At 46.0% G+C, this 17909-nt stretch carries 19 protein-coding genes and 1 other annotated feature; of the genes, 18 read left to right on the top strand and 1 reads right to left on the bottom strand.

Annotated features, from left to right (window positions below):
• The 10 genes from AC1WIP_RS01730 to AC1WIP_RS01685 form a co-directional block, all read left to right on the top strand.
• Positions 1-327: UDP-N-acetylglucosamine 2-epimerase (locus AC1WIP_RS01730; protein WP_481140186.1), on the top strand; the 327-nt coding region annotated here is incomplete at its 5' end.
• Positions 328-341: 14 nt separating this feature from the next.
• Positions 342-1490 (top strand): DegT/DnrJ/EryC1/StrS family aminotransferase, encoded by a 1149-nt coding sequence (locus AC1WIP_RS01725; protein ID WP_481140185.1) that lies wholly within the window; start codon positions 342-344, stop codon positions 1488-1490.
• A gap of 53 nt (positions 1491-1543) precedes the next feature.
• Positions 1544-2887: a WcbI family polysaccharide biosynthesis putative acetyltransferase gene (locus AC1WIP_RS01720; RefSeq protein WP_481140184.1), complete on the top strand. Its 1344-nt coding sequence runs from the start codon at positions 1544-1546 to the stop codon at positions 2885-2887.
• Between the two features lie 240 nt (positions 2888-3127).
• Positions 3128-3625 (top strand): hypothetical protein, encoded by a 498-nt coding sequence (locus tag AC1WIP_RS01715; protein WP_481140183.1) that lies wholly within the window; start codon positions 3128-3130, stop codon positions 3623-3625.
• 143 nt (positions 3626-3768) lie between these two features.
• Positions 3769-3987, top strand: coding sequence for a hypothetical protein (locus tag AC1WIP_RS01710; RefSeq protein WP_481140182.1), 219 nt, complete (start codon positions 3769-3771; stop codon positions 3985-3987).
• A 58-nt stretch (positions 3988-4045) separates the two neighbouring features.
• Positions 4046-4672: a DUF6088 family protein gene (locus tag AC1WIP_RS01705; RefSeq protein WP_481140181.1), complete on the top strand. Its 627-nt coding sequence runs from the start codon at positions 4046-4048 to the stop codon at positions 4670-4672.
• Positions 4656-5573 carry a nucleotidyl transferase AbiEii/AbiGii toxin family protein gene (locus AC1WIP_RS01700; RefSeq protein ID WP_481140180.1) on the top strand — a complete coding sequence of 306 codons (918 nt, stop codon included), beginning with the start codon at positions 4656-4658 and terminating at the stop codon, positions 5571-5573. The genes AC1WIP_RS01705 and AC1WIP_RS01700 overlap by 17 nt, the downstream gene beginning before the upstream one ends.
• 119 nt (positions 5574-5692) lie before the next feature.
• Positions 5693-6043 (top strand): helix-turn-helix domain-containing protein, encoded by a 351-nt coding sequence (locus tag AC1WIP_RS01695; RefSeq protein WP_318703259.1) that lies wholly within the window; start codon positions 5693-5695, stop codon positions 6041-6043.
• Positions 6040-7164 carry a UDP-galactopyranose mutase gene (glf, locus tag AC1WIP_RS01690; RefSeq protein WP_481140179.1) on the top strand — a complete coding sequence of 375 codons (1125 nt, stop codon included), beginning with the start codon at positions 6040-6042 and terminating at the stop codon, positions 7162-7164. Before AC1WIP_RS01695 ends, glf begins: the two co-directional genes overlap by 4 nt.
• Before the next feature lie 97 nt (positions 7165-7261).
• Complete coding sequence (locus AC1WIP_RS01685) at positions 7262-8887, top strand: acyl-CoA carboxylase subunit beta (RefSeq protein WP_481140178.1); 1626 nt, start codon at positions 7262-7264, stop codon at positions 8885-8887.
• On the opposite strand, the gene fliD is transcribed toward AC1WIP_RS01685, so the two are convergent.
• On the bottom strand, positions 8884-10179 hold the full coding sequence (gene fliD, locus AC1WIP_RS01680) for a flagellar filament capping protein FliD (protein ID WP_481140177.1): 1296 nt from the start codon (positions 10177-10179) through the stop codon (positions 8884-8886). The genes AC1WIP_RS01685 and fliD overlap by 4 nt on opposite strands.
• Positions 10180-10389: 210 nt before the next feature.
• Here fliD and rpmG point away from each other — a divergent pair, with 210 nt between their 5' ends.
• The 8 genes from rpmG to rpoB all read left to right on the top strand — a co-directional run.
• On the top strand, positions 10390-10539 hold the full coding sequence (gene rpmG / locus AC1WIP_RS01675) for a 50S ribosomal protein L33 (RefSeq protein ID WP_318703265.1): 150 nt from the start codon (positions 10390-10392) through the stop codon (positions 10537-10539).
• Between the two features lie 28 nt (positions 10540-10567).
• The gene (secE, locus tag AC1WIP_RS01670; RefSeq protein WP_318708926.1) at positions 10568-10771 is read left to right on the top strand and encodes a preprotein translocase subunit SecE; all 204 of its coding nucleotides are present in this window, start codon (positions 10568-10570) and stop codon (positions 10769-10771) included.
• 15 nt (positions 10772-10786) lie between these two features.
• Positions 10787-11305 carry a transcription termination/antitermination protein NusG gene (gene nusG / locus AC1WIP_RS01665; protein ID WP_318703267.1) on the top strand — a complete coding sequence of 173 codons (519 nt, stop codon included), beginning with the start codon at positions 10787-10789 and terminating at the stop codon, positions 11303-11305.
• Between the two features lie 167 nt (positions 11306-11472).
• Positions 11473-11898 (top strand): 50S ribosomal protein L11, encoded by a 426-nt coding sequence (gene rplK, locus AC1WIP_RS01660; RefSeq protein WP_481140176.1) that lies wholly within the window; start codon positions 11473-11475, stop codon positions 11896-11898.
• 62 nt (positions 11899-11960) lie between these two features.
• A complete protein-coding gene (gene rplA, locus AC1WIP_RS01655; protein WP_481140175.1) occupies positions 11961-12650 on the top strand; it encodes a 50S ribosomal protein L1 in 690 nt (229 codons plus the stop codon).
• Positions 12651-12711: 61 nt separating this feature from the next.
• Positions 12712-12852: a sequence feature (ribosomal protein L10 leader region), on the top strand.
• Positions 12853-12873: 21 nt separating this feature from the next.
• Positions 12874-13446 (top strand): 50S ribosomal protein L10, encoded by a 573-nt coding sequence (gene rplJ / locus AC1WIP_RS01650; protein ID WP_481140174.1) that lies wholly within the window; start codon positions 12874-12876, stop codon positions 13444-13446.
• Between the two features lie 62 nt (positions 13447-13508).
• Positions 13509-13883, top strand: coding sequence for a 50S ribosomal protein L7/L12 (rplL, locus tag AC1WIP_RS01645; protein ID WP_318703272.1), 375 nt, complete (start codon positions 13509-13511; stop codon positions 13881-13883).
• Positions 13884-14064: 181 nt separating this feature from the next.
• Positions 14065-17909 (top strand): DNA-directed RNA polymerase subunit beta (gene rpoB, locus AC1WIP_RS01640; protein WP_481140173.1); only part of this gene is annotated, 3845 nt, incomplete at its 3' end.

Below are 17909 nucleotides of genomic sequence, written 5' to 3'. Positions count from 1 at the left end.
CTTTTTATAACTCCAGTAGGATATATAGAAATGATAAAGTTAATGATAAACGCGCATATAATTTTGACAGATTCGGGTGGAGTATCAAAAGAATCATTTTTTGCAGGGGTAAAATGTATATTAATGGTTGATTTGGACATTTGGCCAGATCTAATTAAGAATCAATGGATTACTAAATTAGACTTTGATAGTCGCGAAAGTGTGGATAGTGCATTGCGTCTTATTAGAGGTGAAAGACAAGAAAAAAGCGACATACTTGATTTTTATGGAAAAGGTGATACTTCTGCTCGTATACTAGATATTCTGGAAAAGAAGTATGCACTGTGAGATAAGAGGGTATCATGGAATTTCGAGATTTGAGAAGGCAATATGAAATATTGCAGCAAGATATAGATGCAGCGATTAATAAAGTAATCCTGTCAGGAAAATTCATTTCCGGACCGTTCGTAAACGAGTTGGAAGAATGTCTGGCAGATTATGTTGGGTGTAAATATTGTATTACTTGTGCAAATGGGACAGATGCCTTGGAATTGGCATTAAGAACAATGCAGATAGGGAAAGGGGACATAGTATTTGTTCCGGATTTTACTTTTTTTGCTTCAGGGGAAGTAGTTCCTATTGTGGGAGCGACACCTATGTTTGTAGATGTGGAGACAGATACTTATAATATTTGTGCGGAAAGTTTGGAGGCTGCAATACAGAAAGTGCTTCTCGATGGGCGATATGTGCCAAAAGCCATTATTGCTGTAGATCTATTTGGACAACCGGCTGATTATGTAAAACTATCTGGGATTGCCCAAAAATATGGACTATATATAATAGAAGATGGGGCACAAGGTTTTGGTGGCGCTATAGGAAACAAGAAAGCGTGTAGCTTTGGAGATATTGCCACAACTTCCTTTTTTCCTGCTAAGCCATTAGGATGTTATGGTGATGGCGGAGCTGTCTTTACGGATAATGAAGAATGGAATGAAAAGATAAGGTCGTTGTGTGTGCATGGAAAATCTGCGCACGATAAATATGATAATATACATATAGGCATGAATTCAAGGTTAGACAGTATACAGGCAGCTATATTGATGGTAAAATTCAAAGCATTTAAGGATAAAGAGATTGCGTTAATTAATCAAGTGGCAACGAAATATTCAGACGGACTGAAAGAGATTGTTGATATTCCTTGCGTCAAAAAAGGATATGAGTCAAGTTGGGCGCAATATACAATTAAGTTAAAAAGCAAGGCTGAGAGAAGCTTTATTCAGAAAGCTTTACTATTGGAAAATATCCCAACTATGATTTATTATCCTAAGCCGTTGCATATGCAGGAAGCATTTATAGGTGAACAGACCTTGAGTAGTAATACAGAAAATTCATCTTCTCTGAGTGAAAAGGTATTGTCATTACCAATATCGCCTTATATAACAGCAGAAGAGTGTAACCAGGTGATTCAAGGCGTTTGGACAGCAGTAGAAACGTATAGAAAGCATAGATAATAGAGAGTTGTATTGGGCTGGATATTCAAGCAGATGTCTTGAGGAGAACAAATATGATTAGAGAAAGCGATGAAGTTTTAGTGGTAATTTTCAATGATTTTCGGGGGGGGGCAGATCGAATTTTAAAAAAATATAATGTTATTGGAATAATTACTGATAATTTAGAAGGTTTTGCAGAAATAAGAGAAACCGATTCAATGGAAATTTATGATTTTGGTATAATTAATGGATTGAATAAAAAAGTAATTATTTTAGATTTTTTGTGGCATAATAAGGCACGCTTATTGTTTAGAGATTTTTTTGAAAAACATGGATTGAGACTGGGGATTGATTATATATATGCAAGTTTGTTAGAGGCAAAAATAGATACCAATTTAATTTTTGAATTGGTAAACAATGATAAGATTGCATTTGAAAAAATAATAAAAAAAATTATTGATAACAGAAAATTTGTCATGATACATGGAAATTGTCAAAGTCATGTGCTTGTAAATATGCTGATTTCTAATGAGGAATTTACTCGAAAATATGTGACATGTGTTATGCCAAGAATTTGGGAAGCTCAGGAAATTGAATTTTGGAATTGTATGATTGAATCAGAAGTTTTTCAGTTTGCTGAAATACTATTGTCACAGAAGATTGCAAATGATAACGAATTGGGATATAAATATTCAACAGAATATGTAAAGTCTTTGCTTACAGAAAATTGCAAAATCATTTTGTATTCTAACCTATGGTTCACAGGTTATTTTCCGCAATATTTAAAAGTAAATAGTATGGATAATTTGAACTTTAATAAATATAAAATATTGGGTTCTACTAAATATTCGGACAAAAACGTATTGAAAATGATTGCGCAAGGAAAGAATGATGATGAAATAATAGCTGCTATAGAAGAACCGGATTTTTACCGTAAGGAGGAGTTGTACGAAAATATAGAAAGTGAATTGAATGAGTTTGCGGTTAGAGAAAATGGTATTGATATAAAAATGTGTGATTATATTAGAGAAAACTATCAAAAAATCATAACTTTTGTAACGTTTAATCACCCCGCGAGGGACGTGTTAATGGAACTGACAAGGAGAATATTAAAAAAATTGGGGATTGAGCAATTGAACATCAACTGCCCAGATGATGAAATACAATATCCAATGCCTCAAAATTGGAGATACTTGATATACCCCAGCGTGTTGAGAGAATTAGGGATAGAAAGAAACATAGAGTATAGTTTTAGGGCAATTTTCACAGAAGAGGAACTCAAACTGTTGGAAGGAATGGAAAAGGTTAACATAGTGCAGAGGGCGACAGGATTATACGAGGTGGAAGTATTGGGGGGCTTTGATGTCTATATGAAAATGTATGTAAGATGCGTGCGGGCAGCAATCGCGTTGAGTTGAGAGAGCGGGGGACATATATACAAAATTATCAATTTTTTCAAGGGACTTTCAAGAGAAAACCTAAATTTTTTAGAACAACTTTTAAAACAGGTGCCAACTTTTTTAAAATCTACACGGCTACATGATTTACAAAAGATTTTATTTCTGCCAGCAAGTGAGCTCAGCGAATGCGCATAAAACCTCTCCCGCCGGACACAATAAACCTAAAAAAGGTGTATTGCGTTGAAGAAGAAAAAGCTTATGAGACGGATTTACACGGCGGAGCTTTCCCTCTGCGCGGTACTGTTTCTTTTTTTCTGGACGAAGGAGGCGGAAGCGGACGCCCATATTACGCCTGATTACCCTATGGCGGATATTTCCTGCTACGTGGAGGAAGCGGAAGAAGTCCTGAGCCAGGCGGACTACGAGCTGCTCTTCCGGCAGACTGGTTTGTCCAAAGCAGGCGTGGACGCCTTAAGAAGCGCCGGGCGGCAGGCAGAGCTTTTTACTCTGCAGGAACGTTTTTTCACTCCAGTGGAACTGGAATGTGCTCCCAATACGATCATTTCCTGGGCAGAGCATCTGGCGGGAGAAGAAAAATCAGGGCAGGAGATTCCTGTGGTGGAGGAGGGAGATATCCTGATCAATTTTAACTGCCATTTTTTTGGCTGGCGAAACGGGCATGCAGCCATTGTGACGGATGCAAAAAAGCGCCTTACTCTGGAGGCAAGAGTGCTGGGACGGACACTGCCATCTTAAGCCTGGACAACTGGGAACGGTATCCCTCCTTTGCCATTCTGCGGCTGAAGGACGTTCCGTTAGAGGAGCGGCAAAAGATTGCCAACTATGCGGAAGAAAACCTGGCCGGAATCCCCTACCAGCTCACCGCGGGACTGTGGCCCTTGGGAAATTCAGAGAAGGAAACCTATTTTACGGCGGGCAGCATGCAGGAGGAAGAGGAGACACTCGCTGGAACCCAGTGTGCCCATCTGGTATGGTATGTTTACAGCCTCTTTGGATATGACCTGGACAGCGACGGGGGCAGGCTTGTGACGCCCAGAGATCTATACGAGAGCCCCTTGCTTGAGGTGGTGCAGATATACGGGATGGCTCCTCCTTGAGACACAAATATTGACAAATATAATATAAATATAGTACGATATCCATGGAGGTGAGAGAATGTTAAAGACCTATCTAATTGAAAATTATGGATATGATGAGCCTATATTTTTAAACAATTTGTCCGTTGAAGGCCTGTCTGATAATGCAGTTCGCCAGTCTGTAAAAAGACTTGCCGCAAGCGGCTTTTTAGAGAGATATGATAACGGGATTTACTATATACCAAGGCGCGGTGGCCTGCTGGGTAAGAGCTATCTTGACCCATATGTAGTTATTATGCGTAGATATGTGCAAAATAAATCAGAGATTTACGGATATGTTACAGGAATATCTTTTGCCAATCAATTAGGATTAACAACTCAAATACCTGCAGTGATAGAGGTTGTTACCAATCGTGAAGCAACGAACGGACGCATGATTACGGTGGGAACGCAGAAAGTTAGAATTAAGAAGCCTGCAATTACTGTTTCGGCTTCCAATGCAGCGCTTTTGCAGCTATTAGACAGTATTGGACAGGCTGAAAAGTATACCGAGCTTCCGATGAAAGAAACGATAGGAACCTTGATTTCTTATATGAGAAAAAAGCGTTTTACAAAAGAACAGTTATCAGAGGTATCATCTGTTTTAACTGGTGCAACTGCAAAAAAAATGATTGAATGGGGGGTGATTTATGAATTTACATCATGATAGAGAAGCATTTGAAGAATTGATTGCTGGTGCGGCTAATGAGCTGGCAATACCAACTAATGTAATTGAAAAAGATTATTATGTCACAATTGTGCTTAGGTCATTATCAGAAAAGCTGAAAGATATGGTATTCAAAGGTGGAACCTCTCTTGCTAAATGCTATCAGCTGTTGGATCGTTTTTCAGAGGACATTGATTTATCTTATACGGCAGAATCAGGAATACCGGGGGAGGCCAGAAAAAGACAGTTAAAAAAGGCTGTTGTTGCTGTCATGGAGGAATTTGGCTTCCAGATTGCCAATCTTGATATGACAAGAAGCCGCAGACATTACAACTGTTATAGAGCAATTTACCCATCTATGTATGAGCAGTTAAATATATTGAAGCCTGAATTGGTAGTTGAAACCTATGTGGCATTGCTGCCGTTTCCGACAACAAAGAGAATGGCTGATAACTATATTTACCGTTTCTTAAACAAAATAAATCGCCTGGATTTAGCAGAAACTTATGATTTGATGCCTTTTGAAATTACGACACAATCCATAGAAAGAACCCTTGCAGATAAAGTTTTTGCATTATGTGATTACTATATGCAAGGCGAGATAGATCATCATTCAAGACATTTGTACGATATTTATAAAATTGTAAGCTCTATTGGTATTACCGACGAATTGGCAAAGCTGATTCCACAGGTAAGAGCAGTGCGTTCAGAATTAACTATTTGTCCATCTGCTAAGGCGGGTGTACGCGTGACAGATATTTTGAAGGAGATAATCGAAAGCCAAGCTTACAGAAATGATTACAATGATATAACGCTGGGATTGCTTTTTGTACCGGAAACATATGAAACAGTAATTCAGAGTATTAAGCAGCTTGCAGATAGTGGAATTTGGAATTTCTAAAGGTTTTGTGAAGAATCTTAATTTTTAGATTTTGTCTTGCAATGGCAGACGGAATATCGTATATTAACTTTATGCACTACTTTGACAGCATAAATGACAGCATAATGGAGGAAATGAAGATGACAAAAGCAGAGATTTTGAAGAAAGAGATTTTGCGGCAATACCGCAGTGTGCGCCAGTTCGCGCTGGAAATGAACATTCCCTACAGCACCCTGGTTACGGCTCTGGAGCGCGGAATCGAAGGAATGGCTTACGGCACAGTGATTAAGATGTGCGACAAGCTGAGCTTAAACCCTGTGGATTTCTCCTCCCTGGAGCGGGATACGCCTTTGGGTGCACAGCTTCTGGAAAACAGAGTGATGCAGTATTATGTGAAGCTCAACCAGACCGGGCGGGACAAGGTTCTGGAGCTGATGGATGACTTTGTACAAATCGATAAATACAAGGCAAAAGGGAAGAAAAGCAAATGAAATATCACTGGCTGATTGTGGGCACGGGCCTGTTTGGCTCCGTCTTTGCCCATGAGATGAACAGGAGGGGAAGGGCCTGCCTGCTCATTGATCAGAGAAAAAACATCGGCGGCAATATTTATACCTGTGAAGAAAAGGGGATACAGGTGCATAAATACGGCGCGCACATTTTTCATACCTCCAATCGACATATATGGGAGTATATGAATCAATTTGCAGAATTTAACAATTATATCAACTCCCCCGTGGCAATCTGGCGGGACGAGCTGTATAATCTGCCCTTTAATATGAACACCTTCAGCAAAATGTGGGGGATACGCACTCCCAGGGAAGCTATGGATGTCATTGAAGAGCAGAGAAGGGACTGTTTTGTGGAAGAACCGCAGAACCTGGAAGAGCAGGCCTTGTCCCTGGTGGGAAGAGATGTATATGAAAAGCTGGTAAAGGGTTACACGGAAAAGCAATGGGGAAGGGACTGCAGGGAGCTCCCGGCCTTTATTATCAAACGGCTTCCGGTAAGGTTTACCTACGATAACAATTATTTTACGGACCGATATCAGGGGATTCCCGTGGGGGGATATACCCGGATCGCAGAAAAGCTGATAGGGGATATGCCTGTGCGGCTGGGGATTTCCTATCGGGATTTTCTGGCGGAGAATGCCGCAAAGGAGCAGCCGGATACCTTTGAGCGGGTGCTTTATACCGGAATGATCGACGAGTACTTTGACTACAAGCTGGGAGCGCTGCAGTACAGGACACTTCGCTTTGAGGAGGAAATATTAGAAGGCTGCGCCAACTATCAGGGAAATGCGGTGGTCAATTACACGGAAAGGGAGGTTCCCTACACCAGAATCATTGAGCATAAGCATTTTGAATTTGGCACTCAGCCGGATACTGTGATCACAAGGGAATATCCGGCGGCCTGGAAAAAGGGGGACGAGCCCTATTATCCTGTGAACGATGAGCGAAACACCAGACTCTTTGCCCGGTATCAGGAGCTTGCCAGAGAGGAAAAGAATGTGGTATTCGGCGGCAGACTGGGACAGTACCGTTATTATGATATGGACAAGGTGATAGAAGCGGCTCTTGCGCTGGCTGAGAAAGAAGGCGGGCAGATGTAAAAATCTGCTTGCCTTTTTTGTGCAATGCTGTTATCATGTTAAATAGTTTGATAATCAAAAGAATTGAAATTCAAATATTTTGAGGAGTGAAGTGAGTATGAATTGGGAACAGGCATTGCTGGATCTGGACGAAAGAAGAGGAAAGGCGGCCTTGGGCGGCGGACAGCTGAAAATTGATAAGCAGCATGCGCAGGGGAAGCTGACAGCCAGAGAGCGGCTTGAGATATTGTTTGATAAGGGTACCTTTGTGGAGGTGGACGGCTTTGTGGAGTCCAGAATCAACGATTTTGATCTGGATAAGAGACGAGTGCCGGGGGACGGTGTGGTCACAGGCTACGGTGAGATTGACGGACGCCTGGTGTTTGCTGCCAGCGAGGATTTTACGGTGATCGGCGGAACCCTGGGAGAGTATCATTCCTTTAAGATCACCAGGATACAGGATATGGCCATGGAGATGAAGGCTCCCCTGATCTGCATCAACGACAGCGGCGGCGCCAGAATCGAAGAGGGAATTTCTTCCCTGAGCGGCTACAGCGGCATGTTTCTGCGCCACACAAAGGCATCGGGAATGATTCCGCAGATTGCGGTGATTTTGGGGCCCTGCTCGGGAGGCGCCTGCTACGCTCCGGCTATCTGTGATTTTATTTTTATGGTAAAGGATACCTCTAAAATGTTTATCACGGGTCCCAATGTGGTAAAAACCGTGATCAATGAGGAGGTGAGCGTGGAAGAGCTGGGCGGGGCCCAGGTGCACGCAAAAAAAAGCGGCGTGTCCCATTTTACCTTTGACACAGAGGGAGAGTGCCTGATGGCTGTACGGAAGCTTTTGACCTATCTGCCGGGAAGCTATCTGGAAAAGGCCCCTGTGATCAACCGGGAGACTCATAAGGAGTCCGCCGGATTTTCAGTGAACAAGGTGTTTGAAAAAATCAAGCTGCGCAAAAAGCATTCGGAAAAGGACGGGGAAAACCCCTGTGTCTGCCTGACTGATATTGTTCCGGACAATTCCCGCATTGCCTATGATGTCAAGAAGGTGATCGGCTGTATTGCCGACGGGGACAGCTTTTTTGAGGTGCAGAAGGAGTTTGCCCCCAACATTGTGGTGGGCTTTGCCAGAATGGATGGAGAAAGTGTGGGCTTTGTGGCCAATCAGCCCAACCAGCTGTGCGGCTCCCTGGATTACCACGCCTCTGACAAAATGGCCCGCTTTATCCGTTTCTGCGACTGTTTCAACATCCCTTTGATTACGCTGGTGGATGTGCCCGCCTTCCTGCCGGGAACCGCACAGGAGCATAACGGCATCATCCGCCACGGAGCCAAGGTGCTTTACGCCTATTCGGAGGCCACTGTGCCCAAAATCACCTTGATCATGCGCAAGGCCTACGGCGGAGCCTACATTGCCATGAACTCCAAGGAGATGGGAGCGGATATGGTGTTTGCCTGGCCTATTGCGGAGATCGCAGTTATGGGGGCGGACGGCGCCGTAAATATTGCCTTTAAAAGGAAGATTAAGGCATCCGCAGACCCTGATGCCATGCGGGCCCAATGCAAGAAGGAATATGAGGAACGCTTTTTGAATCCCTATGTGGCAGCCGCCAGAGGGTATGTGAATGAAGTGATCAAGCCGGAGGAATCCAGAGAGAAGATAAAGCATGCCCTTAAGATGCTTCGGACGAAAAAAGCGGAACAGCCGCAGAAGAAGCACGGCAATATTCCGCTTTAACAATATCCGTTGAACATCATACCGCTGTAGACGGCGGCGTTGTAGGGGCTGATAAAATTATGTCCCGGATTTTTATAGGCAACCACCTTTTTCTCCACATACTGCATGGGATTTAAGGAAACCTGATTGCTCTTTCGAAGGAGACGGCTGCAGAAGCTTTTAAGGAAGGCAAAGGTCTGTGCCGCATCCTGGGACTGCTCTGCTGTCTTGTGCAGAAGCTGGCGGTTTACTTGGACAGTGCCGTCCGGCGTAAGGTTCAGGCCGGAGGACTTCATGGAGCTTTCATAGTCAGAAGCAATTCCCTCAAACTCGTGTATCAGCTGGCTGCTCTTTGCCTGGGTGTCCTGGAAGGAGGCAGCTGCCCGGAGAAAAGCGTTGTATCCGCCCATCAGCTGTGTGATATTGTCAGTAAGGGAATCAATGTCTGTTTTCAGACCGATGCGCACGCTTTCGGCCTCTGATGTAACGCCCTTTAAACTGACCTCAAAAAGATTTTCAATATGAAAATGGTTTGTGGGAGAGCTTTGCTTCTGTCCATTTATGGAGTAGACTGCGTCTGCGGCCTTGCTGGAAATATTGTCGAGACCCAGGTAAGCTACTGTGCCGGGGGTTTTGCTGGTATGGTCATCATTGACCTGAAAAATATCGGTTTTCCCCTGGGGAATGCCGGTGGCCTCCGACGTAAGCACAAGAGAGGTCCGGGAGGACGACTCTGCAAGAGAGGCTTTTACGCCGATGGCAGAATTGTTGATCAGGCGGGCAATGCGTTCCTGCAGCTGCCTGTTGGTTTCCGAGCCATCCAGAGTAAATTGAAATTCATAGCTCATGTCCCCGGTGGTGATGTCAAAGGAATAGGTGCCGGGGGAAAAGGAAACCTTTGTATCTTCCAAAAACAGTCCCATGTTTTGCTGGGGGGAAGCCAGCGCGTATACCTCAATTTCAAAACAGGGCGACTTGGTTTCCAGATCATGGGGCCCGATATAGGAGGCGGTGACAAGCTCCGGATTGGAAGAAAATGCGCTTTTTTTGCTCAGAAGGCCGTTTTCCTCCAAGCCCCCCAGAAGCGCAATGGTGTTGTGCAGCTGGCGGGCGTTTTCCTTTAAAGCAACCACGTACTGCTTCGTTTCCTGATTTGTGGTGGGAAGATACCACGGAGCTTCCTTGTTGAGCTTAACCATGGAATTATAAATGCTTTGCAGCTCACTGCTTTTGTGGGCGTCAAAGCGCGTCAGACCCTTTGGGGCGTAAGATGCAAGATAGTGATTGTAAACTGCCGCAAGAGCTGCTCCCATGGCTGTGCCTCCTTTCCTGATAATCTGATTTTAGCATAAAACATAAGAAGAAACAAGGAAAAGTGGGGATTGCCCCGAAAAAACAGTTGACGGAAGCGTCCTGCTGTGTTATAGTATTCAAACGAGATAAGATTTAGGTCTTTTTTTTATGCTTAAATTTATAGAGCATACTTGATTAAAAAGAACAGAAAATACGTGGAGGTAGCAAAAATGCGTACAAAAATCACCTTAGCATGTACAGAATGCAAGCAGCGTAACTACAATACTACCAAGGATAAGAAAACTCATCCCGACAGAATGGAAATCAAGAAATATTGTAGATTCTGCAGAACCCATACACTGCACAAGGAAACAAAATAATCAGCCGTTCTAATTTTGGGAGGTCGAAATGGGAGATTCCAAAGAAAAGCAGGCACGTCCCAGCTTTTTTAAGGGCGTCAAAGCTGAATTCAAGAAAATTTCGTGGCCGGACAGACAGTCTTTGTTAAAGCAGTCTGTGGCGGTTGTTGCAATTTCGGTGGTACTGGGAGTTATCATTGCCATACTGGATTTCGTGATCCAGAACGGTGTGAATTTCTTAACATCATTATAGAGCGAGGTTGATTGTATGGCAGAGGCAAAATGGTATGTAGTGCATACCTATTCAGGATATGAAAACAAAGTCAAAGCCAATATTGAGAAGACCATCGAGAACAACAAGCACCTTGCAGAACAGATTTTGGAAGTCAGAGTTCCCATGCAGGATGTGGTGGAAATCAAGAACGGTGTGAAAAAGACCGTTCCCAAGAAGATGTTTCCGGGCTATGTGCTTCTCAATATGGAAATGAACGACGACACATGGTATGTTGTGCGCAATACCCGCGGCGTTACGGGCTTTGTGGGACCGGGAAGCAAGGCCGTCCCGCTCACTGAGGCTGAGATGAAGCCTCTTGGCATTAAGACGGAAAATGTCTCCATTGATTTCGCAGAGGGAGACAGTATCGCAGTGGTGGCCGGTGTCTGGAAGGATACCGTGGGCGTGGTGCAGAAGCTGGACTACGGCAAGCAGACGGCTACCATCAACGTGGAGCTGTTTGGCAGAGAGACCCCTGTGGAGATCAGCTTTGCGGAGGTCAGAAAACTTTAATTTTGATATTTTCCCGGTTTTCGGCGAAAAGCCGGACCGGTAAAGTATAAATACGGCGCTTGAAAAGGCCGCCGTATGGCTGGGCTTTACGCCCGGCGGCAGTGGGAGCAGGGCAGTAAAACAAAAAAGACCCTGCGCCGGATTACCACATTATAGGAGGTGCCGCAATGGCAAAGAAAGTAGAAGGATACATCAAATTACAGATTCCTGCCGGCAAAGCAACACCGGCTCCGCCAGTTGGTCCCGCACTTGGACAGCATGGCGTGAACATCGTTGAATTTACCAAGCAGTTCAACGCAAGAACAGCAGACAAGGGTGATGTGATCATCCCTGTAGTGATTACTGTGTACGCAGACAGAAGCTTCAGTTTCGTTACCAAGACTCCGCCTGCAGCAGTACTTTTGAAGAAGGCCTGCAACCTGAAATCAGGCTCCGCAGTACCCAACAAGACTAAGGTGGCTTCCATCTCCAAGGCAAAGGTTCAGGAGATTGCCGAGCTGAAAATGCCCGATTTAAACGCGGCCAGCCTTGAGGCAGCCATGAGCATGATTGCAGGTACCGCACGCAGCATGGGTATTACTGTAGAGGATTAGTGAAAACAAAATAATTTGGGAGACAATTGAATGATTGTCGTTGGAACCTAGGAGGTAAAAGAATGAAACATGGTAAGAAATATGTTGAGGCTGCAAAGCTTGTAGACCGCACAACATTATATGAGCCTGCGGAAGCAATTGCGCTTGTAAAAAAGACTGCAACCGCGAAATTTGATGAGACCGTTGAAGTGCATATCAGAACCGGCTGCGACGGACGTCATGCAGAGCAGCAGATCCGCGGCGCGGTGGTACTGCCCAACGGAACCGGTAAGACGGTGCGCGTTCTTGTATTTGCAAAGGGCGATAAAGTAAATGAAGCAGAGGCGGCTGGCGCTGATTACGTGGGAGGAGATGAGCTCATCCCCAGAATCCAGAACGATGGCTGGCTTGATTTTGACGTAGTGGTGGCAACCCCTGACATGATGGGCGTTGTGGGCCGTCTGGGTAAAGTGCTTGGACCCAAGGGTTTGATGCCAAATCCCAAGGCCGGTACGGTAACCATGGATGTGGCGAAGGCCATCGCTGATATCAAAGCAGGTAAGATTGAGTACAGACTGGACAAGACCAACATTGTGCATGTTCCGGTAGGAAAGGTTTCCTTTACAGAGGAGGCTCTTCAGGAAAACTTCAATGCACTGATGGAGGCCATTGTGAAGGCAAAGCCCAGCGCAGTGAAGGGACAGTACTTAAGAAGCATTACCCTTACCAGCACAATGGGACCTGGCGTAAAGGTAAGCGTAGCTGGGTACTAAGCGTAATGGTAAAAGAAGCACCACAGGGGGTTGACATAAGACAGCCCCTGTGGTATTCTCTATAAGGTTAGAAACCGAACCGAAGACAGCAGGTGCGAGGGTGACCGAGCGTAAGTCCTGCCGAGGAGAAGGATACACATTGATTGCAGTACATCGATTACGTTATCTCTCTGAGTCTTCAGGGAGCTTTTTTTAGCTCTTAAATCTAAAAGGAGGTAAAGAAATGGCAAAGATTGAATTGAAACAGCCCATTGTGGAAGAAATTTCATCCAGCATCAAAGACGCACAGTCTGTGGTACTGGTTGATTACCGCGGGCTTACTGTGGAGCAGGATACCCAGCTGCGCAAGAATCTTCGCGAAGCAGGAGTGACCTACAAGGTTTACAAAAACACCCTGATGAACTTTGCGTTCAAGGGAACAGATTGCGAAGGCCTGCTGCAGTATCTGGAAGGCCCCAGCGCAGTGGCTATTTCCACAGACGACGCAACGGCGCCTGCCAGAATACTGGCACAGTTTGCAAAGACGGCTAATAAGCTTGAGATTAAGGCCGGCATGGTGGAAGGTACTGTATATGACGCGAACGGAATGGCTTCCATTGCGGAAATTCCTTCCAGAGACGTGCTTCTTTCCAGATTGCTGGGAAGCATGAAGAGCCCTATTACCAATTTTGCACGCGTTATGAACCAGCTGGCGGAAAAAGGCGGAGCAGCTGCCTGCGAAGCGCCTGCTACTGAGGAAGCACCTGCGGCAGAGGCACAGGAGCCTGCTGCTGAGGAAGCACCCGCAGCAGAATAATGCGATTTGAAAGAAGAACCAAGTAAAACAAACAGAGATTAAATAAAATGGAGGAAATGAAAATGGCTAAATTAACAGCGCAGGAACTGATTGATGCGATCAAAGAGTTGTCCGTATTGGAATTGAATGATCTTGTAAAGGCTTGCGAGGAGGAATTCGGCGTATCTGCAGCAGCAGGCGTGGTAGTTGCAGCTGCAGCAGGCCCTGCTGAGGCGGCAGAGGAGAAGACCGAGTTTGACGTAGAGCTGACCGAGATCGGCTCCGAGAAGGTTAAGGTTATCAAGGTTGTTCGTGAAGCAACCGGACTTGGCCTGAAGGAGGCAAAGGATCTGGTAGACAGCGCTCCCAAGGTATTGAAGGAGGCAGCAACCAAGGAAGAGGCTGAGGAGATCAAGAAGAAGCTTGAGGAAGTTGGCGCTAAGGTTACCCTTAAGTAATTGGTCTGCCATCAAGGTAATAATAAATATAACAAAAAGCAGTTTCCCCAAAAGCATGGAAACTGCTTTTTGTTATATTTATTTCAAAAATTTTCCTTGACCCAGTTTTTGTTTTGTGTTAGTATGGATGGTGCACTATTGTGCGGTGCTATGCTTATCAGAAAGAACGGGGTGAATGTCAATGGAAAAAAACAGAATACGTCCGATTGCCGGTAACCGGGTTATGCGTATGAGTTATTCAAGACAAAAAGAGGTTTTGGAGATGCCCAACCTGATCGAAGTCCAGAAGGATTCCTATCAGTGGTTTTTAGACGAAGGCTTGAAGGAAGTTTTCGACGACATCTCTCCCATTGCCGATTACAGCGGCTCCTTGAGTTTGGAATTTGTAGATTTTGAACTGTGCAGGAACGATGTAAAGTATTCTATTGAGGAATGCAAGGAAAGAGACGCAAATTATGCCGCTCCCCTGAAGGTTCGGGTTCGCCTCTACAACAAGGAAAAAGAGGAAATCAGCGAGCATGAAATTTTTATGGGCGATCTTCCTTTGATGACAGACACCGGTACCTTTATCATCAATGGCGCAGAGCGTGTTATTGTAAGCCAGCTGGTTCGTTCCCCCGGTATTTACTATGCCATCGGGCATGACAAGATCGGAAAAAGACTTTTTTCCTGTACTGTAATCCCCAACCGTGGCGCGTGGCTGGAATATGAAACGGATTCCAACGATGTTTTTTATGTGAGAGTGGACAGGACCCGTAAGGTGCCTATCACTGTGCTGATCAGGGCGCTGGGAATCGGAACCAACGACGAGATCAGAGAGGTATTTGGCGACGAGCCCAAGATTGAAGCAAGCTTTGCAAAGGACACTGCTGAGAATTATCAGGAGGGTCTGTTAGAGTTATACAAAAAAATCCGTCCCGGAGAGCCTTTGAGCGTTGAAAGTGCGGAAAGCCTCATCAACGCTATGTTCTTTGACCCCCGCAGATACGATCTGGCCAAGGTGGGAAGATATAAATTCAATAAAAAGCTGGCCTTGAAAAACCGGATCAGGAATCAGGTTTTGGCAGCGGATGTGGTGGATCCTTCCACAGGGGAGGTTCTTGCCTCCGCAGGAGATAAGGTGAGCGCGGAGCTGGCCGACACTATCCAGAATGCGGCTGTTCCCTTTGTCTATGTGCAGACGGAGGAAAGAAATGTAAAGGTTCTCTCCAACATGATGGTTGACATCACAAGCTTTGTAGACTGTAATCCCAAGGATTTTGGGATTCATGAGCGGGTTTATTATCCCGTTTTGGCACAGATTATTGAGGAATTCGGAGACGACGCCGAAAAGCTGGCAGAGGCCATCAAAAAGAACGTGCATGAGCTTGTGCCTAAGCATATCACAAAGGAAGATATCATTGCTTCCATCAATTATAATATGCACCTGGAATATGGCCTGGGCAATGACGACGATATCGACCACCTGGGCAACAGACGTATCCGTGCTGTGGGCGAGCTTCTGCAGAATCAGTACAGAATCGGTCTTTCCAGAATGGAGAGAGTTGTCAGAGAGCGTATGACGACCCACGATGCTGAGGATATTTCGCCCCAGTCTTTGATTAATATTAAGCCTGTCACCGCTGCGGTGAAGGAATTTTTTGGTTCCTCCCAGCTGTCACAGTTTATGGATCAGAACAACCCTCTGGGTGAGCTGACCCACAAGAGGCGTCTGTCGGCGTTAGGTCCCGGCGGTCTGTCCAGAGACAGGGCAGGATTTGAGGTCCGGGACGTGCATTATTCCCACTATGGAAGAATGTGCCCCATTGAGACGCCTGAGGGACCTAATATCGGTTTGATCAACTCCCTGGCAAGCTATGCCCGTATCAACGAGTATGGCTTTGTGGAGGCGCCTTATCGTAAAATTGATAAATCAGACCCGGCAAACCCCAGGGTAACGGAAGAGGTTGTCTACATGACTGCCGATGAAGAGGACAATTATCATGTAGCCCAGGCAAACGAAGCCCTGGATGCAGACGGGCATTTTGTGCGGAATACCGTTTCCGGACGTTACAGAGAGGAAACCCAGGAATACCCCAAGGCAATGTTCGATTATATGGATGTGTCCCCTAAGATGGTATTTTCTGTTGCAACCGCACTGATTCCCTTCCTGGAGAATGACGATGCAAACCGTGCACTGATGGGCTCCAATATGCAGCGTCAGGCGGTGCCCCTTCTGACCACGGAAGCGCCTGTGGTGGGCACGGGAATGGAAGTGAAGGCAGCTGTGGACTCGGGAGTCTGTGTGGTAGCGCCCAAGGCAGGGACAGTGGATTACGTTTCCTCCAATCTGATCAGAATGACCTGTGACGATGGGGAAAAGGCAGAATTCCATCTGACCAAATTTTCCAGAAGCAATCAGTCCAACTGCTACAACCAAAAGCCTATTGTGTGCAAGGGCGATCATGTGGAAGCGGGACAGGTGATTGCGGACGGTCCCTCCACCTCCATGGGAGAGCTTGCCCTTGGCAAGAATCCTTTGATCGGTTTCATGACCTGGGAGGGCTATAACTACGAGGACGCGGTTCTTTTAAGTGAAAGACTTGTGCAGGAGGATGTATATACCTCCGTTCACATTGAGGAATATGAGGCGGAAGCCAGAGACACCAAGCTGGGACCCGAGGAGATCACCCGGGATGTGCCCGGCGTGGGTGACGACGCCCTGAAGGATCTGGACGACAGAGGCATTATCCGTATTGGAGCGGAGGTCCGTGCGGGAGATATCCTGGTGGGCAAGGTGACACCAAAGGGCGAGACGGAGCTTACCGCAGAGGAGAGACTGCTTCGGGCGATCTTTGGCGAGAAGGCCAGAGAGGTGAGAGATACCTCCTTAAAGGTGCCTCACGGCGAGTACGGCATTGTGGTGGACGCCAAGGTGTTCACCAGAGAAAACAGCGATGAATTGTCCCCCGGTGTAAACCAGGCGGTTCGTATTTATATTGCACAGAAGAGAAAGATTTCTGTGGGCGATAAGATGGCAGGCCGTCACGGCAACAAGGGTGTGGTTTCCCGTGTGCTTCCTGTGGAGGATATGCCCTATCTGCCCAATGGCCGTCCCCTGGATATTGTGCTGAATCCCCTGGGTGTGCCTTCCCGTATGAACATCGGACAGGTGCTGGAGATTCACCTTTCTCTTGCGGCAAAGGCACTGGGCTTTAACGTTGCCACACCGGTATTTGACGGCGCAAACGAGAATGACATCATGGATACTCTGGATTTGGCAAATGATTATGTAAATCTGGAGTGGGAAGAGTTTGAGGCAAAGCATAAAGAGGAGCTTCTGCCTGAGGTAATGCAGTATCTGTATGACAACAGGGAGCATAGAAAGCTTTGGAAGGGAGTGCCTATTTCCAGAGACGGCAAGGTGCGTCTGCGGGACGGACGTACAGGAGAATATTTCGACAGCCCCGTAACCATAGGGCATATGCACTACTTAAAGCTGCATCATCTGGTGGATGATAAGATCCATGCCCGTTCTACGGGACCGTATTCCCTTGTGACCCAGCAGCCTCTGGGAGGTAAAGCCCAGTTCGGCGGCCAGCGTTTTGGAGAGATGGAGGTTTGGGCCCTGGAGGCCTACGGCGCATCCTACACGCTGCAGGAGATTTTGACAGTGAAGTCCGATGATGTGGTGGGCCGTGTAAAGACCTATGAGGCCATCATCAAGGGTGATAATATTCCCGAGCCCGGCATTCCCGAGTCCTTTAAGGTGCTTTTGAAGGAGCTGCAGGCATTGGGCCTGGATGTGAGAGTGCTCAGAGAGGACCAGACCGAGGTTGAAATTATGGAAACCATTGATTACGGTGATACGGATTACCGCTATGAGATGGAAGGTGACCGCAAATATGACGATTATGATAACGGCTCCCTGGGCGAGATGGGTTATCAGGCGCAGGAGTTCGATGAAGAGAGCGGAGAGCTTGTAAATGCTGACGAGGATGATTTTGAAGAAGTCTACGAGGACGACAGCTTTGCAGGCGATGAGGA

Source organism: Acetatifactor sp. (assembly GCF_982438285.1).
The sequence above is the reverse complement of the archived record's forward strand: the minus strand, read 5'-3'. Positions and strand labels throughout refer to the sequence as shown.

Coding starts and splice junctions, on each gene's coding strand:
- AC1WIP_RS01695 (WP_318703259.1), top strand. CDS start 5,693: ATGACAAAAGCAGAGATTTTGAAGAAAGAGATTTTGCGGCAATACCGC.
- rplA (WP_481140175.1), top strand. CDS start 11,961: ATGAAACATGGTAAGAAATATGTTGAGGCTGCAAAGCTTGTAGACCGC.
- rplK (WP_481140176.1), top strand. CDS start 11,473: ATGGCAAAGAAAGTAGAAGGATACATCAAATTACAGATTCCTGCCGGC.
- secE (WP_318708926.1), top strand. CDS start 10,568: ATGGGAGATTCCAAAGAAAAGCAGGCACGTCCCAGCTTTTTTAAGGGC.
- AC1WIP_RS01715 (WP_481140183.1), top strand. CDS start 3,128: ATGAGACGGATTTACACGGCGGAGCTTTCCCTCTGCGCGGTACTGTTT.
- rpmG (WP_318703265.1), top strand. CDS start 10,390: ATGCGTACAAAAATCACCTTAGCATGTACAGAATGCAAGCAGCGTAAC.
- glf (WP_481140179.1), top strand. CDS start 6,040: ATGAAATATCACTGGCTGATTGTGGGCACGGGCCTGTTTGGCTCCGTC.
- AC1WIP_RS01720 (WP_481140184.1), top strand. CDS start 1,544: ATGATTAGAGAAAGCGATGAAGTTTTAGTGGTAATTTTCAATGATTTT.
- AC1WIP_RS01700 (WP_481140180.1), top strand. CDS start 4,656: ATGAATTTACATCATGATAGAGAAGCATTTGAAGAATTGATTGCTGGT.
- fliD (WP_481140177.1), bottom strand. CDS start 10,179: ATGGGAGCAGCTCTTGCGGCAGTTTACAATCACTATCTTGCATCTTAC.
- rplL (WP_318703272.1), top strand. CDS start 13,509: ATGGCTAAATTAACAGCGCAGGAACTGATTGATGCGATCAAAGAGTTG.
- AC1WIP_RS01705 (WP_481140181.1), top strand. CDS start 4,046: ATGTTAAAGACCTATCTAATTGAAAATTATGGATATGATGAGCCTATA.
- rplJ (WP_481140174.1), top strand. CDS start 12,874: ATGGCAAAGATTGAATTGAAACAGCCCATTGTGGAAGAAATTTCATCC.
- AC1WIP_RS01685 (WP_481140178.1), top strand. CDS start 7,262: ATGAATTGGGAACAGGCATTGCTGGATCTGGACGAAAGAAGAGGAAAG.
- nusG (WP_318703267.1), top strand. CDS start 10,787: ATGGCAGAGGCAAAATGGTATGTAGTGCATACCTATTCAGGATATGAA.
- AC1WIP_RS01725 (WP_481140185.1), top strand. CDS start 342: ATGGAATTTCGAGATTTGAGAAGGCAATATGAAATATTGCAGCAAGAT.